This window comes from Rhodococcus sp. PSi06 (genome assembly GCF_054960675.1).
The window spans coordinates 66,157-90,106 of sequence record NZ_JBHNYO010000021.1; the positions used below are offsets into that span (position 1 = coordinate 66,157).

At 64.2% G+C, this 23,950-nt stretch carries 17 protein-coding genes; 7 read left to right on the plus strand and 10 right to left on the minus strand.

The window, feature by feature from the left end; all coding sequences use genetic code 11:
• The first annotated feature begins 115 nt into the window (after positions 1-115).
• Positions 116-793 (plus strand): SanA/YdcF family protein, encoded by a 678-nt coding sequence (locus ACFI9K_RS23280; protein ID WP_462665706.1) that lies wholly within the window; start codon positions 116-118, stop codon positions 791-793.
• 115 nt (positions 794-908) lie between these two features.
• A complete protein-coding gene (locus ACFI9K_RS23285) occupies positions 909-2,504 on the plus strand; it encodes an ABC-F family ATP-binding cassette domain-containing protein (protein WP_462665707.1) in 1,596 nt (531 codons plus the stop codon).
• 9 nt (positions 2,505-2,513) lie between these two features.
• On the opposite strand, the gene ACFI9K_RS23290 is transcribed toward ACFI9K_RS23285, so the two are convergent.
• The 8 genes from ACFI9K_RS23290 to ACFI9K_RS23325 all read right to left on the minus strand — a co-directional run bounded on the left by ACFI9K_RS23290 (position 2,514) and on the right by ACFI9K_RS23325 (position 12,597).
• Complete coding sequence (locus ACFI9K_RS23290; RefSeq protein ID WP_462665708.1) at positions 2,514-4,130, minus strand: AMP-binding protein; 1,617 nt, start codon at positions 4,128-4,130, stop codon at positions 2,514-2,516.
• 20 nt (positions 4,131-4,150) lie between these two features.
• A complete protein-coding gene (locus tag ACFI9K_RS23295) occupies positions 4,151-5,452 on the minus strand; it encodes a DUF2786 domain-containing protein (protein WP_462665709.1) in 1,302 nt (433 codons plus the stop codon).
• 90 nt (positions 5,453-5,542) lie between these two features.
• A complete protein-coding gene (locus ACFI9K_RS23300; protein ID WP_462665710.1) occupies positions 5,543-6,352 on the minus strand; it encodes a serine hydrolase in 810 nt (269 codons plus the stop codon).
• A gap of 185 nt (positions 6,353-6,537) precedes the next feature.
• Positions 6,538-8,136, minus strand: coding sequence for an FAD-dependent oxidoreductase (locus ACFI9K_RS23305; RefSeq protein ID WP_462665711.1), 1,599 nt, complete (start codon positions 8,134-8,136; stop codon positions 6,538-6,540).
• A gap of 61 nt (positions 8,137-8,197) precedes the next feature.
• Complete coding sequence (locus ACFI9K_RS23310; RefSeq protein ID WP_462665712.1) at positions 8,198-9,217, minus strand: AurF N-oxygenase family protein; 1,020 nt, start codon at positions 9,215-9,217, stop codon at positions 8,198-8,200.
• 92 nt (positions 9,218-9,309) lie between these two features.
• On the minus strand, positions 9,310-10,614 hold the full coding sequence (locus ACFI9K_RS23315; protein WP_462665713.1) for a T3SS (YopN, CesT) and YbjN peptide-binding chaperone 1: 1,305 nt from the start codon (positions 10,612-10,614) through the stop codon (positions 9,310-9,312).
• A gap of 91 nt (positions 10,615-10,705) precedes the next feature.
• Positions 10,706-11,875, minus strand: a complete 1,170-nt coding sequence (locus ACFI9K_RS23320; protein WP_462665714.1) for a hypothetical protein — start codon at positions 11,873-11,875, stop codon at positions 10,706-10,708.
• 47 nt (positions 11,876-11,922) lie between these two features.
• Positions 11,923-12,597, minus strand: coding sequence for an NUDIX hydrolase (locus ACFI9K_RS23325; RefSeq protein ID WP_462665715.1), 675 nt, complete (start codon positions 12,595-12,597; stop codon positions 11,923-11,925).
• Between the two features lie 62 nt (positions 12,598-12,659).
• Between ACFI9K_RS23325 and ACFI9K_RS23330 the strand changes: the two genes are divergently transcribed.
• Complete coding sequence (locus ACFI9K_RS23330) at positions 12,660-13,586, plus strand: ADP-ribosylglycohydrolase family protein (RefSeq protein WP_462665716.1); 927 nt, start codon at positions 12,660-12,662, stop codon at positions 13,584-13,586.
• Complete coding sequence (locus ACFI9K_RS23335) at positions 13,583-14,092, plus strand: O-acetyl-ADP-ribose deacetylase (protein ID WP_462665717.1); 510 nt, start codon at positions 13,583-13,585, stop codon at positions 14,090-14,092. Before ACFI9K_RS23330 ends, ACFI9K_RS23335 begins: the two co-directional genes overlap by 4 nt.
• A gap of 9 nt (positions 14,093-14,101) precedes the next feature.
• Here the strand turns inward: ACFI9K_RS23335 and ACFI9K_RS23340 are convergent, their stop codons facing one another.
• Positions 14,102-14,452, minus strand: coding sequence for a VOC family protein (locus tag ACFI9K_RS23340; RefSeq protein ID WP_462665718.1), 351 nt, complete (start codon positions 14,450-14,452; stop codon positions 14,102-14,104).
• A gap of 152 nt (positions 14,453-14,604) precedes the next feature.
• Here ACFI9K_RS23340 and recC point away from each other — a divergent pair, with 152 nt between their 5' ends.
• The 3 genes from recC to recD are packed head-to-tail and all read left to right on the plus strand — an operon-like array spanning position 14,605 to position 23,077.
• The gene (gene recC, locus ACFI9K_RS23345) at positions 14,605-17,886 is read left to right on the plus strand and encodes an exodeoxyribonuclease V subunit gamma (protein WP_462665719.1); all 3,282 of its coding nucleotides are present in this window, start codon (positions 14,605-14,607) and stop codon (positions 17,884-17,886) included.
• Positions 17,883-21,218 (plus strand): UvrD-helicase domain-containing protein, encoded by a 3,336-nt coding sequence (locus tag ACFI9K_RS23350; protein WP_462665720.1) that lies wholly within the window; start codon positions 17,883-17,885, stop codon positions 21,216-21,218. Before recC ends, ACFI9K_RS23350 begins: the two co-directional genes overlap by 4 nt.
• Positions 21,215-23,077, plus strand: coding sequence for an exodeoxyribonuclease V subunit alpha (gene recD, locus ACFI9K_RS23355; RefSeq protein ID WP_462665721.1), 1,863 nt, complete (start codon positions 21,215-21,217; stop codon positions 23,075-23,077). The genes ACFI9K_RS23350 and recD overlap by 4 nt, the downstream gene beginning before the upstream one ends.
• Positions 23,078-23,083: 6 nt before the next feature.
• Here recD and ACFI9K_RS23360 read toward each other — a convergent pair whose 3' ends face one another.
• Positions 23,084-23,893, minus strand: coding sequence for a TY-Chap domain-containing protein (locus tag ACFI9K_RS23360; RefSeq protein ID WP_462665722.1), 810 nt, complete (start codon positions 23,891-23,893; stop codon positions 23,084-23,086).
• Positions 23,894-23,950 lie beyond the last annotated feature (57 nt).

The window sequence follows — 23,950 nt, forward strand, 5'->3', positions numbered from 1 at the left end:
TGAGCAGGGCGGCTCTGAGGGTTCACTGTGGAATCGATGTGGGTGCGCCGCGGTATCGACAGTGCGCCGTTTTCTTCGGTTACGTTGAGTTCTCCGCCGTCGACGAAACGAGATCATGAGTACGAAAGCAAGGCCCCGAGGACTGGTTCGGCGACTCCTGCAAGCGGTGTCTGCCCTCGTTGCAGCGCTGGTGGCGATCGTTCTGGCGTCGGCCGGTTGGGTTGCTTATGCGACGGCGGGGAAGGTCTACGACGTCGACGATGCGCCCGATGCACCGGTAGCGATCGTTCTCGGCGCGCAGGTGCGCGACGGTAAGCCGATGCGGTTTCTCGCCGGACGTCTCGACGCGGCGATCGCGTTGATGGCCGCGGGAAAAATCAAAGCGATCCTGGTCTCGGGCGACGCAGACGGCAACTCTGGCAACGAAATTCAGGCCATGACCGAATACCTCATCGAGCATGGCATCGACCCCGACGTGATCATCGGCGATGATCACGGCATCGACACCTACGACACGTGCGCGAGGGCGAAGGAAACGTTCGGAGTCGAACGGGGCCTCATCATCAGTCAACCCCTCCACGTCTCGCGCGCAGTGGCGCTGTGCGAGGACATGGATTTGGACATCGACGGTGTCACGGCCGAGTGCGTCGACTGCAACACGCTCGCAGTTGTTCGCAACTACGCGCGAGAGTTGTTGGCGCGTCCCAAGGCGGTGCTGGATCTGTGGTCGGGACGCGATCCCGTTGTGGTGTCCCCGCCTGTCGATTCGCTCGCGACCATCACCGGCAAGTGAATGTTCCGAGCGTGCGATCAGAACGCTCGACGTGAAAGGCGCAGGGCGAAGCGCGGCTAGAGTGAGCGAGCCCGGTTCGACGACTCAGCGGACCCGTGTTTTCAGGAGTGAACGCTTGAGCTGGATTCGCTTGAACGACGTTGCCAAGGGATACGACCAGAAGGTGATGTTGCGCGAGGTGTTCTTCCGCCTCGCCGACGGCGATCGCATCGGGCTGATCGGTCGCAACGGAACGGGCAAGACCACCCTGCTACAGCTACTTCTCGGCCGCGAGACACCCGATTCCGGAACCGTCGACGTCACCGAGGGTGCGCGAATCGGGTACTTCTCGCAGTTCTCCGAACTCGACGGAGATCGGAGCATCCAAACAGAGCTCGAATCGCTGTTCGGTGCCGTCCATGCAATCGAGACCGAATTGGCCGAGGTCGAGGCTGCACTCGGCGGCGATCTCGACGAAAAGCAGATGTACAAGCTCGTCGACCGCCAAGCCGAACTGCTCGACGCAATGGAGAACAGTGGCGGTTGGACCTACCACCAGCAGATCGACACGGTGTTGTCGATGCTCGGATTCAACGCCGAACGACGTGAGCTTCCCGTCGATCGACTTTCCGGTGGTTGGCGCAACCGCGCGGCTCTGGCCAAGATTCTCATCGAGGCACCGGACGTTCTGCTCCTGGACGAGCCGACCAACTTCCTCGACGTCGCCGGAATCGCCTGGCTCGAACGGTGGCTGCGCGATTTCCGCGGTGCGCTTCTCGTCGTCTCGCACGATCGCGCATTCCTCGAGCAGGTCGTCACCAGCATCGTCGAGATCGAGAACCACCACCTGCAGACGTACGACGGCAGCTACTCGGAATACGTTCAGCAGAAGCAGTTTCGACTCAAGAACCTCGAACGCGAGTTCAGCAACGAACAGCAGTTGCTGGCCTACGAGCAAGAAGCGATCAGTGATCGCAAAGAAGCTGTGAAGAACCCCAGCGGGGTGCTCAAGCGTCGGCTGGCGAATATCAAGAAGAGCAAGAGCCCCCGGCCGGTCGACACTGTGGTCACCGCTATCTACGGCGGACTACACGTCCACGACAACCTCGCGGAGATCAATGGGATCTCGAAAAGCTATGGTGATCAACGACTTTTCGAGGACATCTCCTTCACCGTGCACCGTGGTGATCGGATCGCGATCACCGGGCCGAACGGTTGTGGCAAAACCACACTCGTCGACATCCTCGTCGGTGCCGAACAACCGGACAGCGGCAAGATCAAATGGAAAACCAAGGCCCCGTCGTTCATCTACTACAACCAGGTGCTTGCTGACCTCGACCTCGATGACACCGTCTCGCACTCGGTCAACGCGATGCCGGGCAGCCTCGCACTGACGGCGACCAAGAAAGAAGTGCACCGCTTCCTGACGTTGCTGCAGTTCTCCGAGCTCGACCTCAAGACCAAGATCGGCGTCCTGTCCGGTGGACAGAAGGCTCGCGTGGCGTTGGCTCAGTGCCTGCTGTTCGGAGCCGGAGTAATAGTGCTCGATGAGCCCACCAACCACCTCGACCTGCAGAGCACTCAGGTTCTCGAACGTGCCGTGACGGCGTTTCCCGGCGCGGTGATTCTGGTGAGCCACGACAGGTTCTTCGTCGAAAAAGTCGCGTTCAGGCAGCTGTCGTTCGACGGCAAGGGCGGAGTCACCGAAATCGCCGGTGTGCAGATGGCGTGACCCGCTGGGCTACCCGTTGATCTTGGACGCGGATGTGCCCCACTCGGCGTCGCGCAACTCCTTTTTTCTGATCTTGCCGGTCGATGTCTTCGGCAGCTCGACGATGAATTCGACTGCGCGCGGGGCCTTGTACGACGCGATGGCCGATTTGACGTGCGCTACGAGCTCGGCCTCCGAGGCGTCCGCACCAGGTGCCAGCACCACGAAGGCCTTCGGCCGTTCACCCCATTTGTCGTCCGGCACCCCGATGACAGCCACATCGGCGACGGCGGGATGGCTCGCAAGTGCCTGTTCCACTTCGATCGTCGAGATGTTCTCGCCGCCGGAGATGACGACGTCCTTGGCGCGATCGAGTAGTTGGACGTACCCGTCGGGATGCATCACGCCGAGGTCTCCGGAGTGGAACCAGCCGCCCGCGAAAGCCTTTGTCGTGCCAGCAGTGTCGTTGTAGTACCCCTTCATGACATTGTTGCCGCGCATGACGATCTCGCCCATTTCGGTACCGTCGGGTTGCACGTCGATCAACACCCCACCGGGACCGGGCTCGTCGCGAACCACGCGCAGACGATCGGCTGTGAGCATGCCGACTCCCTGTCGAGCCAAGCGCCGAGCTTGTTCGTCAGCGTCCAGTTCGAGCCATTCCTGCTTCGGCTCGCACACCGAGTACGGACCGTATGTCTCGGTGAGGCCGTAGACGTGTACAAGAGTGGCCCCCAACGCGCGAATCTTGCCGATGATCGTCGGACTCGGAGGAGCTCCCGCTGTGACGATGGTCAGCGGTCGATCCAGCGCATGCGCCTCGGCAGCAGTCGCGAGAGTGGTCAACACGGTGGGCGCACCGGCAAGATGATCGACGCCGTTGTCGATGGCCGCCCAGATGGCGTCACCGCGCACTCCGCGAAGGCATACGTGCGTGCCCGACGCGGCCGTGACCGCCCACGTGGTGCACCATCCGTTGCAGTGGAACATCGGCAGAGTCCACAGATAACGGGTGTCGACTCCGAATCCTTGATGGTGCAGTTCTCCCAGAGAATTGAGGTAAGCACCGCGGTGGGTGTACATCACGCCCTTGGGCCGACCGGTGGTGCCCGAGGTGTAGTTGATCGTGATGGTCGACGTCTCGTCGTCGACCTCCCACTCCATCGGTTCGTCGGTACCCCGTTCGAGGAATGCGTCGTATCGCGTGGTGTGCGGTAGCTTGCCGTACGTGCCGTCCACCGAGGGGGTCTCGACGATTTCGGTGACCGAATCTGCGATGGGATCTGTTCCGAGCCCGGCCAGCAGCGCCGAATCACCCACCAACAGAACCGAACCGGAGTGATCGCAGATGTAGCGAACCTCATCCGGTGAGAGCCTGGTGTTGATCGCGACCAGCACGGCACCGGCCAGTGGCACCGCGTAGTGCGCGAACAGCAGCTCCGCCGAGTTGGACGCGATGTATGCCACCCGATCTCCGTGACCGACCCCCGACGCGCGCAGTGCATGCGCGAGTCGGGTGACGGAAGCGGCGAACTGCTCGTAGGTGAAGGTGCGCGGACCATCCTCCACCGCGATCTTGTGGGGATGTACCTCCGCTGCGCGTTCGAGGAAGCGAAGTGGCGTCAGCGGGGTATCCAGACCGGTCATGTCAGCCAATCTAGCGCGCACTACGAGGCCAGATCGGATTTGTCGATACGTTCGCGCCCACCGGTCAGGTCGGCACGCTCGGCGGCGGCACGGCCCGCAATCCACCCCTGAGCATTGTTGCTGCCGAACGTGACGGTCTTCGTCGATGGGTACCGGGCAGCGTACACACGATCCACGGCATCGGATCGCTTCGCCAAGATCGGCACCAGCCCCGATCCGTGGTGTTGCGTTGCCGCCGCGGTAGCGCGCTTGCGCGCGTCCTGCAATCGTTCGCCGATTCGATGGGCGTAGGCGATCAGGAATGCGTGGCGGAAGCTGCGTGTCCGCGAGGTCGACGAATCGCCGACTTCGTCCAGGGCGCGTGCCGATTGAACGAGCAGTGAGGTGTACAGAAGCTCGCACAGATCGAGATCGACGGGAAGACCGATCACCGTGGCCAGTAAGTACTTCTTCTTCCACACGGTTCTGGCACCGTTGGCCGTGCATACGCTGTGCAGCAGAAGCAGTTTGGATTTGGAGTACGGATTGCCGACCATGATGCGACGACTGCGGACATCGTCGATCACGCTGCATGGGTTCCCCGCGTCGAGAAGCGCGCTGTCGATCGCATAGCGCGTCATCAGGTCCTGAGCTTTGGCCGACAATGCCTCGGCCTCAGCGGGAAATTGTGTCGACTCGGCCTTGGCCAGTAACCCTCGTATTCTGCCGAGCATCTTGGAATCCGCCGGCTGCCGCGGGGCCGCAGACGTTGTGCGTGATGTCCAGCGAGTTGGAGGGGGCAGCAACGTCTCGATGGGCAACAGCCATGTTGCGCAACCGAGTACGAGAAGGAGGGTGTACCAGGATTGCGTCGATGAGCGCCGGTTGTGCGAACGCCACCGACGAAGACGATCGGCCGTTGTGCCGCCTGCGCTGTTGGCTTCCAGCTCGGACAATTGGTCCCGCCAGGAATCCGGCGCAAGATTGTCTGCGGAGCTGCGAGCTGCGTGGGAGCCGATAGCCTCGATCATGACCACCGCACCGTCTCCTCCGGCGCTCTGACGCGTGACGTGCACCAGTTCGGCAGGTTGCCAACCGTTTTCGAAGACCGTATCGAGAGCATCGTCGAGTATTCTCGCCGCGCGATCGTGCACCGAATGCTCTCGTCCGGTGCTCTCCGCAGCGGACAGGCGTTCCGCGATCAGTCGGGTCATGTCCTTCGCCGACGACCCCGATTGGGCGAAACCGATTCCGCTGTCCAGTAATTCGTTCGGATCAGCACCATCCCGCACAGTGGTTGCGCGCGAATACTTGAAAATGCTGTCCAGATCGATACGACTCATCGTCGTCCCCTCCACGTCCCCCGGTGTGGTCCCCGAACTTTTCGGTGAATCGCAGAGTAGGGGAGGGGTCCGACAAACTATTCGAACATGTCAGCGAGGAGCGAACATGCGCAGCAGTTCTTCGACCGACGGCAGGCCGGGAATGACGGGGAGGTTCGGAACGGTAGCGGCCGCAGGCGGTGCAGTCAGCTCGACGCCGCCGAGCGCTGCCAGTACGTCGTCGGTCTGCGAGCGACGCGGGCCGTACGTATTCGACGCCACGACGAACTCGTCACCGATCGATGCGGACGCAACCACGCTCGAGCCGTCGTCGGCCCATCCCCACTTGCTACCGGTCACGCCGGGCAGCTGCTGGGTGCCCCAATCCTGGACGGTTCCATCCGCGGCGACCGGAGCAGCAGAATTCATCCAGGCCAAGATCGGGCTGGCCGGGTCGGTTCGCTTCTTCGCTGCCAGGAATCGCACGGTGTCCGCTGTGCTGGTGTACGAGCTGCCCCAGAAACCGCCCCTCGAGGTGGAGGTGAGTCCGAACTCCGCAGCCGTTGCATCGATGGCCTCGGGGTACTTGTTGTCGAGTACGGAAGCGGCGCTGTCGTCGCTGACCTGGACCATGCGGGCGGCCAGATCCCGATCACGTGGGGAGCCGTCGCCGCGTCGTACGACGTAGTCGGCCATGTACAGCTTGACCGTCGACAAACCCGGGCGGGCCGAGTTGTCCTCTGGACTGCCGACGTACGTCCCGGTGGGTACATGTTCGTACGAGATCGCAGTTCGGGACGGCACATCGGCGAGGTCGCCGGGAGTCGGGAGAGCCTGTGCAGGTGCGGCGCAGATCAAGGCCACCGCAATGCCGACAATTGGGACAGCGGCTCTGGCGATCGTGGGTCGTAGGCCCGGCATCTCGGTCTCCTCGAGGTGTAGGCCCGCCGTTGTCGGGTGGCCGATGCAAGAAAGTTACCCAGATGGTAGACGGTTCAACCTCGCATCGCTTCACTCAACCCCGAGGCCTTCGTCACCTGGATCAATGTGGCTTTGTTGCAGTCGGAGTGACTGGCGGGCGCATTGATCCCCAAGGGGGTGGGCAGTCAGGACCGGCGCAGCGTCGACAGCATCTCTTTCGAGCGTCGCAGCGGACCCCGACTCGACTCGGCCGGCCAGGTGCTGGGCAACTCGATCGGATCCGTCAAGCGACCGGCATTGAAGTCGTCCACCAGATGTCCGACGGTTTCCTGGGCGCAGGATTTGTTGGTGCCGATGAAACCCGACGGACCGCGCTTGATCCACCCGGTGACGTAGCTGCCGACCGACGTCTGCCCACCGGATTCTTGCAACACACGACCGCCGGTGTTGGGGATGATGCCCGCGCGGTCATCGAAGGGAACCCCGGGAAGCGCGACTCCGCGGTAGCCGATGGACGTCAGGACGAGCCCGGCCTCGACAGTGTCCACTTCGCCGGTCGGGATGCTGCGCACGACGTCGTCGCTGTCGGCGGTCAGGCCCATCCGCTCGAACTCGACGCCGGTCACTCGATCGGTGCCCAGGATGCGGGTGGGGGAGAGCAGATATCGCAGTGTGATGCGCTTACGGCCGTCGCCGTGCTCGGGAGATTCGTCGACGTGGCGGAGCAGTTGGAGCTTCTGCGCCACGGCATGAGGGAGGCCATCGGACGCGGCGAGGCGGACCGTCACCGGGTCGAGCGCGAGTTCACTGCGGTCGATGGCCAGATCGATATCGGGAACGGTGAGCAATCCGGCGAACTCGGGAACGGTGAAAGCAGACTGGGCGACGCCTCGGCGGCCGACGACGACGACCTCACGAATAGAACTGTGGCGCAGGGCTTCCAGGGCGTGGGGCGCAATCTCGGTCTGGGCGAGCGTGTCCGGATCCATGGTCAGAATGCGGGCAACGTCCAGCGCCACGTTGCCGTTGCCGATGATGACGGCGCGCTCGTGCGAGAGATCGAACGTGCGGTGTGCGTGATCGGGGTGGCCGTTGTACCAGGCGACGAAGTCGGTGGCCGAACTGCGGCCCGGCAATTGGGCGCCGGGAATGCCGAGTTCGCGGTCCGACGATGCACCGACCGCGTAGATCACGGCGTGGTGGGTGTCCATCAACTCATCGTGGGTGATGTCCTTACCAACCTCGACGCCGAGGTGGTAGGTGAAGCCCGCTTGCGCAGAAATGGTCTCGAACAGGCGCGATACCTGACGCGTCTTCTGGTGGTCGGGCGCGACGCCCAGGCGAGCGAGTCCGTGTGGCTGCGGGAGTCTGTCGTAGACATCGACTTTCACACCCGGCTGCGTGAGCAGCTCGTCTGCCGCGTACATCGCTGACGGTCCGGATCCGACGATCGCGACTCGAAGGGGTCGACGATCACGCGAGACCGAGGCAGCCGGCGTGACCGGTGCCAGGATCGGCCGAGGCGGTCGCTCCTGCTTGTAGAAGTCCGCATTGATCGTCAGGAACGGCAGTTGCGCCTCGGTCAATTTTGCTTGCGGCACAATGGCGTCGACCGGGCAGGCCGAGACGCACGCACCGCAGTCGACACACGATTGCGGGTCGATGTGCAGCATCTCCGCCGTCAGGAAGTCGGGCTCGTCGGGGGTGGGATGAATGCAGTTGACCGGACATGCGTAGACGCACGACGCGTCGCTGCAACATGATTGGGTGACGACATGGGGCATGAGGGGTTCCTGACGGCGGGCGCTGCTGTACGGATAACTGGCGCGTGGGGTGTCGAGAGGGCTATGCGGCGAACTGGCTCGAGCTGCGGTCGGGCTCACTACGGAACCGTGAGGCCTTGCCGTCGATTCCGCACAACTTCCACATGAGGCGAGCGGCGCGATTCATCATGCCGGTGTCGGTGGCCAGCATGCGGACATCGCCGAAGTAGTCCTGCAGCGCGTGCTGCGATTCCGGGGTTCCCCAGAACAGGTCCTTCTTCACCTGCTTCGGGATGTCGAACTTGGTCCAGAACTTCTTCGGCGGAATGACGATGACATCGCACAGGATGCGCATCGTGATCGGGAAGGCCAGTGAAAGCAAGAATCGTCCGGCTGTGGACATCTTGGGGACTCGACGACGCAGCAGCTGGTGCGCGAACGAGATGTGTCGAGCTTCCTCGGCAACGTGGATGGCCATGACGCTCTGCATGATCGGGTGGATGTCGTCACCGGATCGCAGTACCGACTTCTGAATGTGGTCGATCGGCTCCTCACCCGCCAGGACTCCGACGAAGAACAATTCGGGAAGCAGGGTGGCGAACAACGGGATGAACGGCGACAGCATCTTCATCGGCCGACTCATGCCGGGGGCGTCCGAACCGACGCGGTTGACCATCTCCTGGAACATCAGGGTGTGGTTGCACTCTTCGATCGATTCGTGAGTGCAGTAGCGGGCCTCGGCGGAGCCGTTGGGCAGCGAGAAGACGTATTGCATCATGCCGCGGATCAGGATGTTCTCGAATTGCAGACCGACTTTCGCGACGTTGGCCTGACGCCACATGCCGATTTCGATTTGCCTGTCGAGCGGCAATGCGCGGTACCAGTCGTGGCCGCCGATCGGATCGGTCTTGGCGGGCAACACCCAGCGGGGATCGTTCGCAGGGACCGCGAACTTCTCGGACTCCCAGTCGATGTCCACATAGGGGTCGAAGTGCTTGTGCACCGAACCCTCGGACAGCAACGTCAGCGTCTCGACATACTTCTGCTCGTCCGCAGAGTCGGTGTCGACCGAAACGGACGTGGTACCTGTCGTCAGTGTCATGGCTTCTCCAAACGAAGTGCGAACATGGAGTTAATGTAACCCGGGTTAACACAAAAGGGAAGCGTGTCGAGAAGACTCTGCTCAGGGGTTGTCTACTGGTCGTCGGAACGCTCGTCGGAGATCTCGGCCACTTCGTCGGTCTCGAACAGTTGCAGCTGAATCGCCGAAGGGTCGACCACCGGCGCGACCTGCTCCGGAGTGCTGCGCAGCACCTCGCGAAGGGCAGTCACGGCGCGGCCCCAGTTGGCTGCTTCCCGATCTGCCTCGTCGACGTCGCAGTGCTCGTCACCCAGATCCGCGGCTACCGCCATCGCACGCCATGACGCCTCCTGCTCGGCGCTGATCCGCAGGTACGACACCGCAACATCGCGATCGGTCGAGCAACATTCGAGAACTGCACGCAGGTCGAGAGGTTGCTCCTCGGTCTCGGCGAGCACATCGACCAGATCGAGCAGACCGTCGGGGAAATCGTCCGGCTCCACCGGGGGCGGCGTCGGCTCGCCGAGCGCGCCTCCGAAATCCTCGGCGAACTTGTCGTCGACCTGCTCCCATACATGGCTGAGCATGCGCACAGCCCACAGCAGGTGATCGGCGACGAAGGGCGATCCGCTCACTCTGACCTGAGCGACGATGCAGTCCTGCACCAGGTGCAGCATCACATCCGGCAGTTGCAAATTGAGGTCGACCAACAGTTCCGCGGCGCGGGTGCGGCCCGATACGGCGTGGACGAGCGTCGAATTGATCTCGACCACTGGTTCGGTGGGTTTGACCGATACGTACGCGGTGCCGCGCAAGAACCGCAACGGAATGTCGCCGTCGGGGTCATGATCCGGCGGGAAGCCGAACCACGGCTCGAGAGCTCGGTCGACGAGCTGCTGTAGATGCTCCTTGCCCTTGGGTTGCACGCACAGCGGAAGGACGGTCGTATCCGGCTGGGAGCTCGCCGGGTCGAAGCTGGGCACGTCGTACCGCCCGGTCGCGCGGGAGCTCAGGAACGACGGATGCGGCAGACTCCAGATGTCACGGAAAACCGCGACGGTCTTCTTCGCCAGATCATCGGACCACGATCGATTGCGATCCACATGCGGGGCCGTCGGCTCGGAATCGAAGGACGTGCGAAAACCCAATGCACTCAACGCTTCTCGCTGCTCACCGGCGATGGCCCGGCTACTGTGCAGGTGCTCGTTCGTCGGAATCTCGCAGCGCACCCGATCGAGATCCCAGGCATAGAACTGCACACAGGCCGCGGTGTCGGGAATGCCGTCGGTGGTGTCGTATCGCGACTCGATCACCAGCGCGTCGCCGTCGCGCATGGCGCTGACGTACTCGCCGAGCGTGCGCTGGAACTGCATCCAGGCGGCATCGACGTCGAAGTCGAACTCGAGTGAATCGCTCATGTCGGCTCCTTACCCAGTCCGCGCTGACGTAACGCGGCCTCGATCACGCTAGCGGCGACCACCGACACGATCTCGAAGGTCGCGAGGGCCCTCACGACGACGCCGGATCCTCGGCCGATCGCGCCAGAGGGTCATCGAGAGAATCGTCGTCGATCGCACCGAATGGCTGCGCCTCGGCAACACCGTCCAACACCGCCGGTCGCAGAGCGTGCGGAACGGCCAACACTTCCTCGATCCTGACGAGGATGCCCTGTTCGATCAACGACCGAACGCGATGATCGATCAGTTGGGCCGTGCGCAGATCCTCGCCTTCCAGATCGGCGTAGTCCTCGCCCTCGTTGTTGACGGGTAGCTCGTCGGTCATGGCGGCGAGCAACGTCTGCACCGCAAAGGTGTTGGCCAGTGACCGCGACACGTCAGGGTCGTCGGCGTCTCCGGACAGCTGCACCCGCACATGCTCGGCAACCAGCTCGTGCACGGTCTCCGCGCCGCGACCGGCCAAGGAATGCGCATTGGCGCCCGGCCTCGCGGTGTCACCGTCGAGCCGAATCAACTCGGTCGCGATGGCCGTCGACCAATAATCGACCGCGGCGACGCCCGCGCCCACTTCGGTGGGATCGACAGGTGTGGAACCGGCTGCACGCTGCAGATCGGCATCGTCCGACACTGCCAACCCGTCGGAAACCCGAGCGACTATGTCGTCCAGTGCCGGCAACAGTGGCAGCGCCGAGATGGCCGCCAGTTCCTGTTCGAGAGACACATCGGGGAGATCGATGTCGTCGGCGTCGAGCATGTCCGGCTCGTCGCCTTCGAGGAAGTCCGAGAGGTCTTCCATGCAGTGTGCGTAGTCCTCGGGCGTCCCGTCCCAGAGATCGGTTTCGTCGAGGAAGGTCAGGTACTGCAGGGAGGTGAGGACGAGATTGACCGCAGTGTCCTCGGCGGTGTCGGTTTCCTCTTGCAGAATTCGTTCTGCGGCGTCCACCAGTAAGTGGGCATCGGCAGGCAGCCATGCACTCGGGGAAAAGCCTTGACGGGCTCCGGAGAGCTGAGTCAGCGTCGACGAGACGAGCCGGGAGATCGCCTCCGACTGTTCCGACATCTCGCTCTCGTCGAGCCACTCGACGAACCCGTCGATCAGATCGGCGATCCGTTCGCCGTCTGCACCGGACGGACCCGGTCGGGTTTGCTGATGACGCCGTTGCCGGGCCTTGGTCTTCTCTGCACGTTTCTGTCCGCGGTTGGCAGGCCGCTTCGATCCCATAATTGCCAGCTTATCCGCAGGGATGTCCGGATTCGTCGATCCATGCCTCAGTCGAGCAGGAACGCGCCGGCCGACGGCGGAAGAGTCGGCGTCGGACGACGTCGATACAGCTCGGCCGGCCGGCCGCCTCCCGCGGCCGATGTGGTGCCCGTCCCCTCGAGGGAGCCCAGGACATGGCGTCGAAACGTGTCCTTCGGGAGCGAGCGATCGAAGACGATCTCGTAGAGCTCACGAAGCTCGAGAAGAGTGAATTCCTCGTCGATCAGCTGCGCAGGATCTACTTCGCGTGCGTAGCGTTCGCGCAACTCGAGGACGGCTTCGGCCACCATCTCGCCGTGGTCGAAGGCGAGTGGCGACGCCGGTCTTCCGCCGTCGATCAGGACGAATTCATTTGCGGCAGAGAGTGATCGGGTCGAGACCGCAGCGCTGTGCGCCATCGACAGAACCCATCCGCGGTCGTCCCTGCGTGGGGCGTCGAACATCTTCAGTTGGTGAAAGGTGAGATCGACGATGCCGGCCTTGGTCTTCAATGCTCGTTCTGCTGCGTCGCCGAGCGTCTCGTCGGGTCGCAAGAACGTACCCGGCAGGGCGAGGCCCCGTTCGGTCGAAACCACGACCACGTGCAACCGACGTTCGCGGACGGTCAGCACTGCCACATCGACAGCCACGGAGGGGCGGGGGTAGTCGGTCAGAGCATTGCCGTCTCGGTCTCGCCAGATCATGTGTTGCATCTTAGCGTGAATATGATCTAAGGTTAGATCAACATCGAGCTAAGGGGTAAGGAATGCAGTTGACCGACATCCAGAACGATCGAGCGAGGGGCGTTCTGCTCGGAACCGCAGTCGGGGACGCGCTGGGCGCGGGTTACGAGTTCGGGTATCCCTCTCCGGAGACCGAGATCGACATGGTCGGCGGCGGGACGTTCGACTGGGCACCAGGGGAATGGACCGACGACACCTCCATGGCGGTTTGCGTCGCACGGGCACTGAACATCGGCGGAGACGTCGACGAGATTGCCGAGAACTTTCGCGCTTGGTTCGCGCAGAACCCTCCCGACGTAGGAAACCAAACCCGAGCCGTGCTCTCGCAGACCACCCGCACCGGCGCAGACATGACGGCTGCGGCGGCATCGTTGCCCGGGAGAACCGGCGGCAACGGATCACTCATGCGTACCGCGCCCGTCGCGCTGGCCTACCTCGACGACGCGGCCGGCTGCACGGCTGCGGCAGCCCGCATCAGTGCACTGACGCATTCCGACCCCAGGGCCGGTGAGGCGTGTCAATTGTGGAGTCACGCAATTCGATACGCAGTTCTGCACGGTACCTACGACGGCGTCACCGAGTTCCTCGACGTCGCTGCGCAGGATGTGCGGGACTACTGGCAGCCCCTGATCGAGCAGGCGGAGGTGGGGGAACCTGCCGACTTCTCCAACAACGGCTGGGTGGTGCATGCGCTGCAGACTGCATGGTGGGCAATCCATCGCAGTGCCGACGCGGATCGGCCCTTGTCCGCCGCGCTGGAACTGTGCGTCCGTGCAGGCGGTGACACCGACACCACGGCGGCCATTGCCGGCGGACTCCTCGGAGCACGTTGGGGAGCCTCGGCCGTTCCGCGCGAATGGCGCGAACTCGTCCACGGCTACCCCGGGCTGCGCGCCGACGATCTGGACCGCATCACCTCGAATATCATTGCAGTGAAGGGACTTTCATGACCATCATCGACGTCGTTCAGGGCGACATCACGGACGTGGCGGCCGGCGCGATCGTCAACGCCGCCAACACGCGTCTCCTCGGGGGTGGCGGGGTCGACGGTGCCATCCACCGAGCCGGTGGGCCGACGATCCTCGCGGAATGCAAGGCGCTCCGAGCAACCACCCTGCCGCACGGCCTCGACGTCGGCGCAGCCGTCGCGACCACGGCCGGCAGATTACGAGCCGACTGCGTCATCCACACCGTCGGTCCGCGCTACTCCCGGCACGAGGACAGATCGGAACTGCTGCGATTGTGCTACGCCCGAAGCCTCGCCCTCGCGGCGTCCATGAATCTGAAATCCATCGCATTTCCCCTGATATCCGGCGGATCCTTCGGATGGCCATTGCACGACGCAGTAACGCAGCAAGTGCTCGCCGTGAAAGCTGCACGGCCATCGGTCGAGCTGGTGATGCTGGTTGCGTACAACCGGGAGAGCGCCGACCTGACGCGGCGGTTGGTGGGCTGACTGGGGCCATCAGTAGCGCTCGCGAAAGCCACCGATCGCGGTGATGGAATTGCCGTCGGGATCGACGACCGTGCTCAGTCGAACTCCTTTGTTCGCGTCCACGATGTCGCCGAACTCGACGCCGCGTGAGCGCGCCGACGCGACGAACGATTCGAGATCGTCGACGGCGATGTTGAACTGCGACCACCCTGCTCGATCGGAATCGACCGTCACCTGCACCCATGCGGCAGGCGCGGCCTGCCACTCCACCAAACTGGGCATCGGATTGTTGTCCGCGGGCCGGTCGAACAGTCGGCGATACCAGGCCTCGGCCGAATCGATATCGCGCACCGCCACCACTGCAAATACGTGCTCGAACATGTCGTTCTCCTTCGAGTAGGCAAGAGGTTCACAGATACTGACCGGGATCGGCGGCCGGACTCATCGCGCAGAACCTGTCGCACCGCTCGAGTAGGGTCGTCACGAGTCCGAAATCGGGCTCTACGCTACGAACCAGGCAGGGGATCGCAACGGTGTTGACGCTGCACCGCGCCGAGCGCGCGGGAACCCTTGCCGACGCGCTCGCCGATGTCCTGTCCGTGCCGTTGGACGACTGCTTCACGCCCGAGATCGTGTCGGTTCCGGCGAAGGGAGTCGAGCGGTGGCTCACTCAAAGACTGTCGAGCACCTTGGGCTCTGCCGATCGTGACGGCATCGCCGCGAACATCGATTTTCCGAGTCCGGCCAGGCTGGTCTCGCGTGCCATCGGTGCGGTCGACGACATCGACCCCGACGACGATCCCTGGGCAATGGGCCGGATGCTCTGGACCTCGTTGAGCGTCATCGACGAATGCCGCACCGAACCGTGGGCGGCAGTGCTGTTCGAGCACCTGGGCGGCGGATCCGACGACCACCGTCTCGGTCGACGCTGGTCCACCGCGGCGCACGTGGCAGAGCTGTTCCGCGCCTACGGGTCTCAACGACCACAGATGCTGCGTGATTGGTTCGACGGACGATTCACCGACGGTCTCGGCGGTGACCTGGGCGACGACCTGCAGTGGCAGCCACGAGTGTGGAACATGCTGCGCGAGCGGATCGGCAGTCCGAGCCCGGCCGAACGGCTGCCCGAGACGTGCGCCCGCCTACGAGATGCGCCGCAATCGGTGGACCTACCGAACCGGCTGTCCGTGTTCGGTCCCACCCGGTTGACGACGGACCAGCTGCAGATCCTGGGTGCGCTGTCCGAGCACCGCGACGTACACATCTGGGTCCCGCATCCCAGCCCGTCGATGTGGAAGGCGCTGGAGAACATTCCTGCCGCGACGCGTCGACGAGACGATGCGACGGCCCTTGCCGTCGAGCACCCGCTGTTGGCCAGTCTGTCCCGAGACGTGCGAGAGCTGCAGGCCACCATCGGATCGGTTGCGGCGCACTCCGTTCATCACGAGGGCCCGGAGATCGCAGACACCCTGCTCGGCCGGATCCAAGCGGACATCGCCGCCGATGTGTCACCCACTCCTGCAAACGAATTCGGCAACGGTGCAGCTCGCGCGGATGGCACGGTGCAGATCCACGCATGTCACGGACCTGCCAGACAGGTCGAGGTCTTGCGTGAGTCGCTGCTCCATCTGTTCGCGGGCGACCCCACTCTGGAACCTCGGGACGTGTTGGTGATGTGTCCGGACGTCGAGACCTACGCACCGTTGATTCGCGCGAACTTCGGGCAGGCGGCGCTGGTGCATCCTGGGCACCGACTGCGTGTACGACTCGCTGATCGGGGCTTGCGCCGCACCAATCCCGTGCTGGACGTCATCGCCACCGTGCTCGACTTCTCCGAGGGACGGGTGACGGCCAGTGAGCTCCTCGACTTCGCCGCAAGCGGACCGGTCCGCGAGAAGTTCTCGTTCGACGAGGACGATCTCGAACGGCTCCGCGAGTGGGTGACGACCTCGGGTGCGCGCTGGGGTCTTACGGTCAGGCAGCGGGACGCATTCGGCTTGAACGGCTTTCGGCAGAACACCTTCAAGTCTGCTCTCGACCGCATCCTTCTGGGCGTGGCCGCAGACGAGACTCGCAACGAATACCTCGACCTCGCACTGCCTCTCGATGACGTCGACAGCAACGACATCGCGCTCGCCGGCCGTTTCGCCGAGCTGATCGACCGGCTCGCATCGGTGCTACGAGCTCTCGCCGGTCCGGCATCGGTCACCGAGTGGACGCGGCAACTGGGCCGCGCGCTCGATCTGCTCGCCTCTGTATCGACCGCCGACGAATGGCAACTGGCACAAGCGCATCGCGAGATCGCCGACGCCACCGAACACGGCGGCACCGCCGAGCTGCGACTGGCCGACGTGCGGGCAATGCTGGCCGGCAGGCTGGCGGGTCGGCCCACTCGAGCGAACTTCCGAACCGGCGAGCTGACCGTCTGCACCATGGTGCCGATGCGTTCGGTACCGCACCGAGTGGTGGTGCTCCTCGGACTCGACGACGAGGTCTTCCCGCGAGTGGGAAGTATCGACGGAGACGACATCCTGGCCCGGGACCCGGCCCTCGGCGAACGAGACATTCGCAGCGAGGACCGGCAGCTGCTGCTCGACGCGCTGATGTCGGCCGAAGAAAAGCTGTTGCTGTTCTACACCGGCGCGGACCCCGTCGACGGCTCGGTCAAGCCACCCGCGATCCCGCTGCGTGAACTGATGGATGTGGTGGAGCTGACCGCGGGCGAAAGCGTCGAACATCGGCATCCGCTGCAGCCGTTCGATCCGCACAACTTCGAAGCCGGTCACCCGTTCAGCTTCGACACAGTTGCGCTGGCCGGAGCCGTATCGCAGCAACGTGCGGCTCAACCCGTACCTCCGTTCCTGCCCGCGGCGCTTCCGCCGGCAGATCTACGCGATGTGGAACTTGCCGACCTGATCGCTTTCGTCGAGAACCCGGTGCAGGCATTTCTTCGCCAGCGGTTGGGCTTTCGAGTTCCGGAGCTCGAGGACGATCTTGCCGACAGCCTGGACATCGAGTTGGACCCGTTGTCTCGGTGGAACATCGGTGATCGGATGCTGGCCGCGGTGCTCGCCGGCGGAGACATGGGAGAGTTCGCCGACGCCGAGTGGCGGCGCGGCACGCTGCCGCCGTTTCATCAAGGTCGACGAGAGATGTCGGATATCAGGCAGATCGTCGGGATCATCGCCGACGCGGCTGCGCCGTTCCATGTCGGCTCGGCCGAGACCACCGACGTCTCGATCGATCTGGGTGGTGGACGCCGCCTGACCGGTACGGTCACCGGGATTCACGGCCGCGTGCTGGCGCGCTCCTCCTACTCTCGGCTCGCCGCCAAACATCGATTGGCTGCCTGGGTGCGGTTGCTTGCGCTGGCCGCAGCCGAGCCGGGGGAGTGGAGCGCGGTCACCATCGGACGGGCGAGTGGCACGCGGCCACCTCGCCGCTCCCGCCTGACCGCGCCGCACAATCCCGTCGACATTCTGCGGGTGCTGGTGGACCTACGCGATCGCGGGCTGGCGACGCCGTTGCCGATATCCACCGGTACCGCAGCGGCCTACGCGGAGAAGCGATTCGGCGGCGGCTCCGTCGAGGACGGCTACGACTCCGCGACCTGGGCGTGGCGAGGCGACTTCGGTGACGGAACCGATCGCTCGTTGCGATACGTACACGGACCGACCCTGTCGTTTCAGACCCTGCTCGACGAGCCCCCGCTGTCCGACGAGACCTCGCCGTCCAACGAGACGAGCCGCTTCGGAATTCTCGCCCGCACATTGTGGGATCCACTGCTGACGGCCGAGAACATGGGGAACGCATGACCGCCACTCACGGCTTCGACCTACTCGGTCCGATGCCTACCGGAACCACGGTCCTCGAGGCCAGCGCCGGTACCGGCAAGACCTACGCGATCGTCGGATTGGCCGCTCGCTACATCGCCGAGGGGATCGCCGAGATCTCCGACCTGCTTCTCGTGACGTTCAGCCGGGCCGCAACCCAGGAGCTCCGGGATCGCACCCGCAGCAGATTCGCCTCGATCGCTCGGCACCTCGCGGACCCGGAAACCGCCCGTGCAGCACCAGATCCGCTTGTGGCCTTTCTGGCGTCGGCCGACGACGTCGAGGTGGACCGCCGCCGCAAGAGACTGCGGAAAGCGCTGTCGGACTTCGATGCCGGCACGATCGTCACCACCCACAGCTTCTGTCAACGCATGCTGGACGGGCTCGGGATCGCGGGGGAGCGTGAACCCGAATCGACGTTCGTCGAATCGGTGTCCGATCTGCTCGAGCAAGTCGTGGACGATCTGTACCTGCAGATGTTCAGCGGCGACGACGAAGCGCCGGCGTTCAGCAGGCGGGATGCTCTGCAGTTGGCGTTGGCTGCCGTAGGCGACCAGCAGTCGATTCTGTACCCGGACGTCGATGATGTCGACGGGGACGACGGTAACCGTGAGCCCGCGCTGCGTGTGCGGTTCGCTCGGGAAGCGCGGCGCGAAGTGGAACGTCGCAAACGGCTGCTCGGGGTGCGTGACTACAACGATCTGCTCGGACTACTGCACTCGGTGTTGTCCGATCCTGTGCACGGCGAGGCTGCTTGTGCGCGAGTGCGTGACCGCTTCCGAGTGGTGTTGATCGACGAGTTCCAGGACACGGATCCGATGCAGTGGGACATTCTGCGACGGGCGTTTCACGGATCGACGACGCTCATCCTCGTCGGTGATCCGAAGCAGGCGATCTATGCATTCCGCGGGGCCGAGGTTCTCAGCTACCTACAGGCGGTGGATTCTGCGGATCATCTGTACGAGCTGACGGCCAACTGGCGCAGTGACTCCGGGCTACTCGATGCCCTGCACCATCTGTACGGCGGTGCAGCCCTCGGACACGACGACATCGTGGTTCACCGTGTCGAGGCCCGTAATCCACCGTCGCGGATGGACGGGCACACCCCGCTGCGGCTGCGCTATCTTCCGCGGACCGGTGCAGGCCCACTGCGCCAGGGGTTTCCGGCCGTCGATCGGCTCCGTTCCAAGGTCGCGGCCGACGTTGCCGCAGACATAGTCGAGTTGCTGTCGAGCAACGCGACGATCGACCGACCGGAAGGTTCCCGGGCTATCGAACCGCGCGACGTCGCCGTGCTCACCCGAACGACCAAGCAGGTAGGGCTGATTCGAGACGCGCTGGACGCAGTGGGCGTCCCGTCGGTCGTGTCGAGCAGCACCAGCGTGTTCGGCACCGAGAGTGCCAGACACTGGCTGTGGCTGCTGCAGGCGATCGAGCAACCGCATCGCACCGACCGCGTTCGACTCGCTGCGCTGACGCCTTTGCTCGGGTGGACGGCCGAACAGCTCGACTCCGGAGCCGAAGACGCGCTGTCCCAGGTCAGCAGCCGGCTGCGTGAATATTCGATGCTCTTCGACGAGGCCGGTTTCGCCGCAGTATTCGAGCGGGTGTCGGCCCAATCCGGACTCGACGCCCGACTGCTCGCCGTCGAAGCAGGCGAACGGACCATGACCGATCTGCGGCACATTGCCCAATTGCTCAACCGCGCAGCAGTATCCGAGTCGTTCGGAATCACCGCACTGACTCGTTGGCTGACCGACCGCATCAAGGAACCGGCAGCCGGTGGGTCCAGCGACCGCAGCCGGCGACTCGACAGTGATTCCGCCGCAGTGCAGATCATGACGACACACGGCAGCAAAGGGCTCGAATTTCCCGTCGTGTACCTCCCCTACGCCTGGGACACATTGTTCTTCAGCAAGCCCTCGACACTCCTGCTGCACGAGAACGGCACACGCATTCGAGACGTCGGGGGACCGTCCGGAGTGGGGTACGCGGCCAGAAAGGTGATCAACGACCAGGAGGAAGCAGGCGAGGAACTGCGGCTGCTGTACGTCGGTCTCACCCGCGCCGAGTGCCAGATCGTGCTGTGGTGGGCACCGGGCCGCAATACCTCGACGTCGTCACTGCATCGCATGCTGTTCGGCCGCCTCCCCGGAATCCCCCAACCGGAGCCGACGTACAAGGTCCTCGACGATGCCACCACCGCGAACCGGCTCCAATCCTGGGTCGGCTCCGCTGCCGACATCATCTCGATCGAACCGGTGGGTCCCGGTGCGCCGTCCACACAACATTGGATCCGGCCCGAAGAGCCGGTGCTCGACGTGGCCGCCGCGCGGTTCGATCGAACTCTCGACCTGCTGTGGCGTCGAACGTCATACTCCGCGTTGACAGCTCATGCGCACGACGCCGCACCCGTTCAACCGGAAGTGGGCGTGACAAGCGAAGCCGAGCATCCCGAGAATACCGATGAGCCTGCCGAACCCCAATCCGGCAGTGATTACCCAGAAGACCCGAGGTTGGAGGGAATCGAGTCACCGATGAACGGCATGCCCGCTGGTGCCGCATTCGGAACGCTCGTGCACGAGGCGCTCGAACACGTGGACACCTCAGCACCGGATCTGCTTGCCGAACTCGAACTTCGGTGCAGTGCAGCGGTCGCGTCGCGCATGGCCGAGGTCGATCCCATGGCGTTGGCCGCGGCCCTGCTGCCGGTGATGCGCACGCCGTTGGGCTTCGGGACACTTGCCGAGATCGCACCGGCCGACCATTTGGCAGAGCTGGATTTCGAGCTTCCGTTGGCCGGCGGCGACGATCCGGTGGCGGCGACTGTCACCCTGAAATCCGTTGCGCGGTTGATGCGTCGGCACCTCGATGCAACCGATACGCTCGCGTCCTACCCCGATCTGCTGGACGGGATCGAGGCGACACCGCTGCGCGGCTTTCTCACCGGAAGTATCGACTCGGTTCTACGGGTGCCCGGACCGCGCTACGTCGTGGTGGACTACAAGACCAACCGGCTAGCCCGAGGCGACCTGACGACAGGCAACTTCACGCGGGAGAAGATGGCCCAGGAAATGATGCGGTCGCACTATCCACTGCAAGCACTTCTGTATGCCGTTGCGCTGCATCGATATCTGCGATGGCGTCAACCGGGATACGACCCGCAGGTACACCTCGGCGGAGTTCGGTATCTCTTCGTGCGAGGCATGGTGGGGCCGCAGACACCTGCCGGTTGCGGGGTGTTCGACTGGGATCCGCCCCCGGCGCTCGTGGTCGAGCTGTCGGATCTCCTTGCCGGCAGGGTGACTCGATGACGAGCGTGACAACCGCACTGCGCGGCAGCGGCCTTCTGCGTACGTTCAACGATGCAGGTGTACTCACGGCTGCCGATGTGCACGTGGCTCTACGTCTGGGCGCGCTGGCCGGAGAGTCGTCCGAGCATGTGCTGTTGGCCGCCGCGTTGACGGTGCGCGCCGTGCGGTCCGGATCGGTATGCCTGGATCTGCGACGACTGCGAGATGTGACGGTCGACGAGGATTCCGACATCGACCCGGCTGCACTCCCGTGGCCCGATCTCGCCGAGGTGCTGGGCGCGCTGACAGTCAGTCCGCTCGTCGTGGGTAGTGCGAACGGACCTTTGACGCCGCTGAAGTTGGTCGATACCGACGAGGGTGAACTTCTGTACCTCGACCGATATCACTTGCAGGAGAGCACTGTTCGTGACGTTCTGGAGCAACGTTCGCAGTCTCACCCGCCGTCCGATGCCGCGGAGATCGGCCTCGCATTGACCGAGCTGTTCGTCGACGAATCGGGTGCGCCCAGCAGTGCTCCCGATCGTCAACGCATAGCGGCAGCCCTGGCGGCGACTCACTGGACAACGGTGATAGCAGGTGGGCCGGGAACCGGTAAGACCCACACCGTGGCTCGAATTCTGGCGCTGCTCGTTCGTGAACACGGGAGCGATCTGCGTATCGGGTTGGCTGCACCCACCGGCAAGGCCGCGGCCCGGTTGCAGGAGTCGGTGTCCGAACAGGCCGAGCTACTCGCACTGCCGGCGGACCTGAAGGCGATGACACTGCACCGGCTTCTGGGCTGGAAGCCTGGAAGCAAGACACGATTTCGGCACAACGGCGAGAATCGTCTGCCCTACGACGTCGTCGTGGTGGACGAAACCTCCATGGTGTCACTGACGATGATGTGCCGACTGCTAGAAGCCGTGCGTCCCGAATCGCGCTTGATTCTGGTCGGTGATCCGGATCAGTTGACGTCCGTGGACGCAGGCGCGGTGCTGGCAGACCTCGTGGCCCGGCCGGTCACCGGGATCGAGAACCCGGCGTTGGCGCAACTCGTGGACGAGGATTTCGCCGCTGCCGAGGATCCGGCCGAGGCCGCCCTGAGCCCGTTCGAGCGAGACCGCCTGCGCGGAGGCGTGGTTCGGCTCAGCCGTGGCAGACGATTCGGCGGTGCCATCGCCCGGTTGGCCGTTGCCGTACGAGACGGCCGGGGTGACGACGTGATGGCACTGCTCGAGTCCGGCGCAGAAGAAATTTCGTTTCACGCGCCCGATGATGTCGATGCGTTGCGTTCCGACGTGATCGCTACCGCAGCCGAGGTCACCGATGCCGCGGTAGCGGGGGATGCCACCGCTGCACTGCTAGGTCTGGAGAAGCATCGCCTGCTGTGCGCCCATCGCGAAGGCCGGTGGGGCGTCGCGCGATGGGACCGGCAAGCGATGGAGTGGGTGGGCGAGCACAGCGGAACGTTCCTCGATCCGTCACTGTGGTACCCCGGTCAACCGCTGTTGGTCACGGCAAACGATCACGAAGCGCGGATATACAACGGCGACACCGGCGTTGTGGTGTTGGGAGACAATGGAACTCCGATGGCAGCGTTCGCTCGTGGGCGTGGTCATGTACTGATCCACCCGAATGTGCTCTCGTCGGTTCACACGGTGTATGCGATGACCATCCACCGAAGCCAGGGCAGTCAGTACGACACCGTCTCGGTTCTTCTCCCCGCCGAGGCGTCGACGCTGCTCACCCGAGAGTTGCTCTACACCGCGATCACCCGAGCTCGAAAGCACGTGCGAGTGATCGGTACCGAGGACGCCATCCGTGCAGGCGTCGAGCGTCAGGTGCTGCGCGCCAGCGGTCTACGACGAAAGATTCTGTAGCTGCGCTCAGCGGCACGCGTGCCGGGGCACAGTGATCGCGGCATCGATGCTTCGTGCGACCGAGAGCCAGGTGCGGGCCAGATTGGACCACACGGCCACCGAGTCTTCTCGACCCGCGCCGGCCGACCGATGCGCCTGCTCGGCCGCCGAGCGGTGGAGGGCCACGGCGCGCTCCTTCAAACCGTCGAGATCACCGTCGATGCAGACGGACCGAACGGTGTGTGAGTCGACTCGGCGTCCGGTCAGCTGACACAGCGTCTGCAGCGAGCGCAGCTCAGCTGGGGTGTCGGACATGTCGGTGGGCGTCGCGCTCGCGACCGGAGGATCGGTAAGCCCCCGCTGCAGGTCCACCGGTCCGGATGACGCACCGTCGGCGGCAACACCCCAGGCACTGAGGAACGACGGGTGTGGAACGTTCCAGATCTCGCGGAACGCGAGCGTGATCATTTCTGCAACGAGCGCCGCATCGGCTCGCGAATCGGTTCGGGTGAGATCGATGATCGATCCGTCGGCGACCGGCTTACCGCGATCGAGCCACCCGAACTCGACCAACTGCACGTCCATGGCCGTCGTTTCGGAGGCGTCGGGGTACAGCAGCGACGGAATTGCCGCGACGCTGACCAAGACTCCGGCATCCGCCGCCGCGACATCGATGTAGGGCCGTAGGCCACGCTCGCCGGGACTGGCCTGAGCGGCCGTCACCGTGATGTAGTCCCGCTTCGGCAACGACCGGAGGCAGGCGTGGAGATTGTCGGTGAACGTCGCCCACGCGAGCGCGGTCGTGGAGTCGAAATGGCCGTTCTGCAGTGCGTTCACGGTGCGAACCCTCTTCTCGGACGAGAACTGATGCCTGTGGGTTCAGACGGTAGCGAG

What these genes read in the sequence shown, in the direction of transcription:
- ACFI9K_RS23295 (WP_462665709.1), bottom strand. Translation starts at nt 5,452, where the DNA reads ATGAGTCGTATCGATCTGGACAGCATTTTCAAGTATTCGCGCGCAACC.
- ACFI9K_RS23335 (WP_462665717.1), top strand. Translation starts at nt 13,583, where the DNA reads ATGACCATCATCGACGTCGTTCAGGGCGACATCACGGACGTGGCGGCC.
- ACFI9K_RS23330 (WP_462665716.1), top strand. Translation starts at nt 12,660, where the DNA reads ATGCAGTTGACCGACATCCAGAACGATCGAGCGAGGGGCGTTCTGCTC.
- ACFI9K_RS23315 (WP_462665713.1), bottom strand. Translation starts at nt 10,614, where the DNA reads ATGAGCGATTCACTCGAGTTCGACTTCGACGTCGATGCCGCCTGGATG.
- ACFI9K_RS23325 (WP_462665715.1), bottom strand. Translation starts at nt 12,597, where the DNA reads ATGATCTGGCGAGACCGAGACGGCAATGCTCTGACCGACTACCCCCGC.
- ACFI9K_RS23340 (WP_462665718.1), bottom strand. Translation starts at nt 14,452, where the DNA reads ATGTTCGAGCACGTATTTGCAGTGGTGGCGGTGCGCGATATCGATTCG.
- ACFI9K_RS23305 (WP_462665711.1), bottom strand. Translation starts at nt 8,136, where the DNA reads ATGCCCCATGTCGTCACCCAATCATGTTGCAGCGACGCGTCGTGCGTC.
- ACFI9K_RS23300 (WP_462665710.1), bottom strand. Translation starts at nt 6,352, where the DNA reads ATGCCGGGCCTACGACCCACGATCGCCAGAGCCGCTGTCCCAATTGTC.
- ACFI9K_RS23280 (WP_462665706.1), top strand. Translation starts at nt 116, where the DNA reads ATGAGTACGAAAGCAAGGCCCCGAGGACTGGTTCGGCGACTCCTGCAA.
- ACFI9K_RS23350 (WP_462665720.1), top strand. Translation starts at nt 17,883, where the DNA reads ATGACCGCCACTCACGGCTTCGACCTACTCGGTCCGATGCCTACCGGA.
- ACFI9K_RS23320 (WP_462665714.1), bottom strand. Translation starts at nt 11,875, where the DNA reads ATGGGATCGAAGCGGCCTGCCAACCGCGGACAGAAACGTGCAGAGAAG.
- ACFI9K_RS23310 (WP_462665712.1), bottom strand. Translation starts at nt 9,217, where the DNA reads ATGACACTGACGACAGGTACCACGTCCGTTTCGGTCGACACCGACTCT.
- ACFI9K_RS23290 (WP_462665708.1), bottom strand. Translation starts at nt 4,130, where the DNA reads ATGACCGGTCTGGATACCCCGCTGACGCCACTTCGCTTCCTCGAACGC.
- recD (WP_462665721.1), top strand. Translation starts at nt 21,215, where the DNA reads ATGACGAGCGTGACAACCGCACTGCGCGGCAGCGGCCTTCTGCGTACG.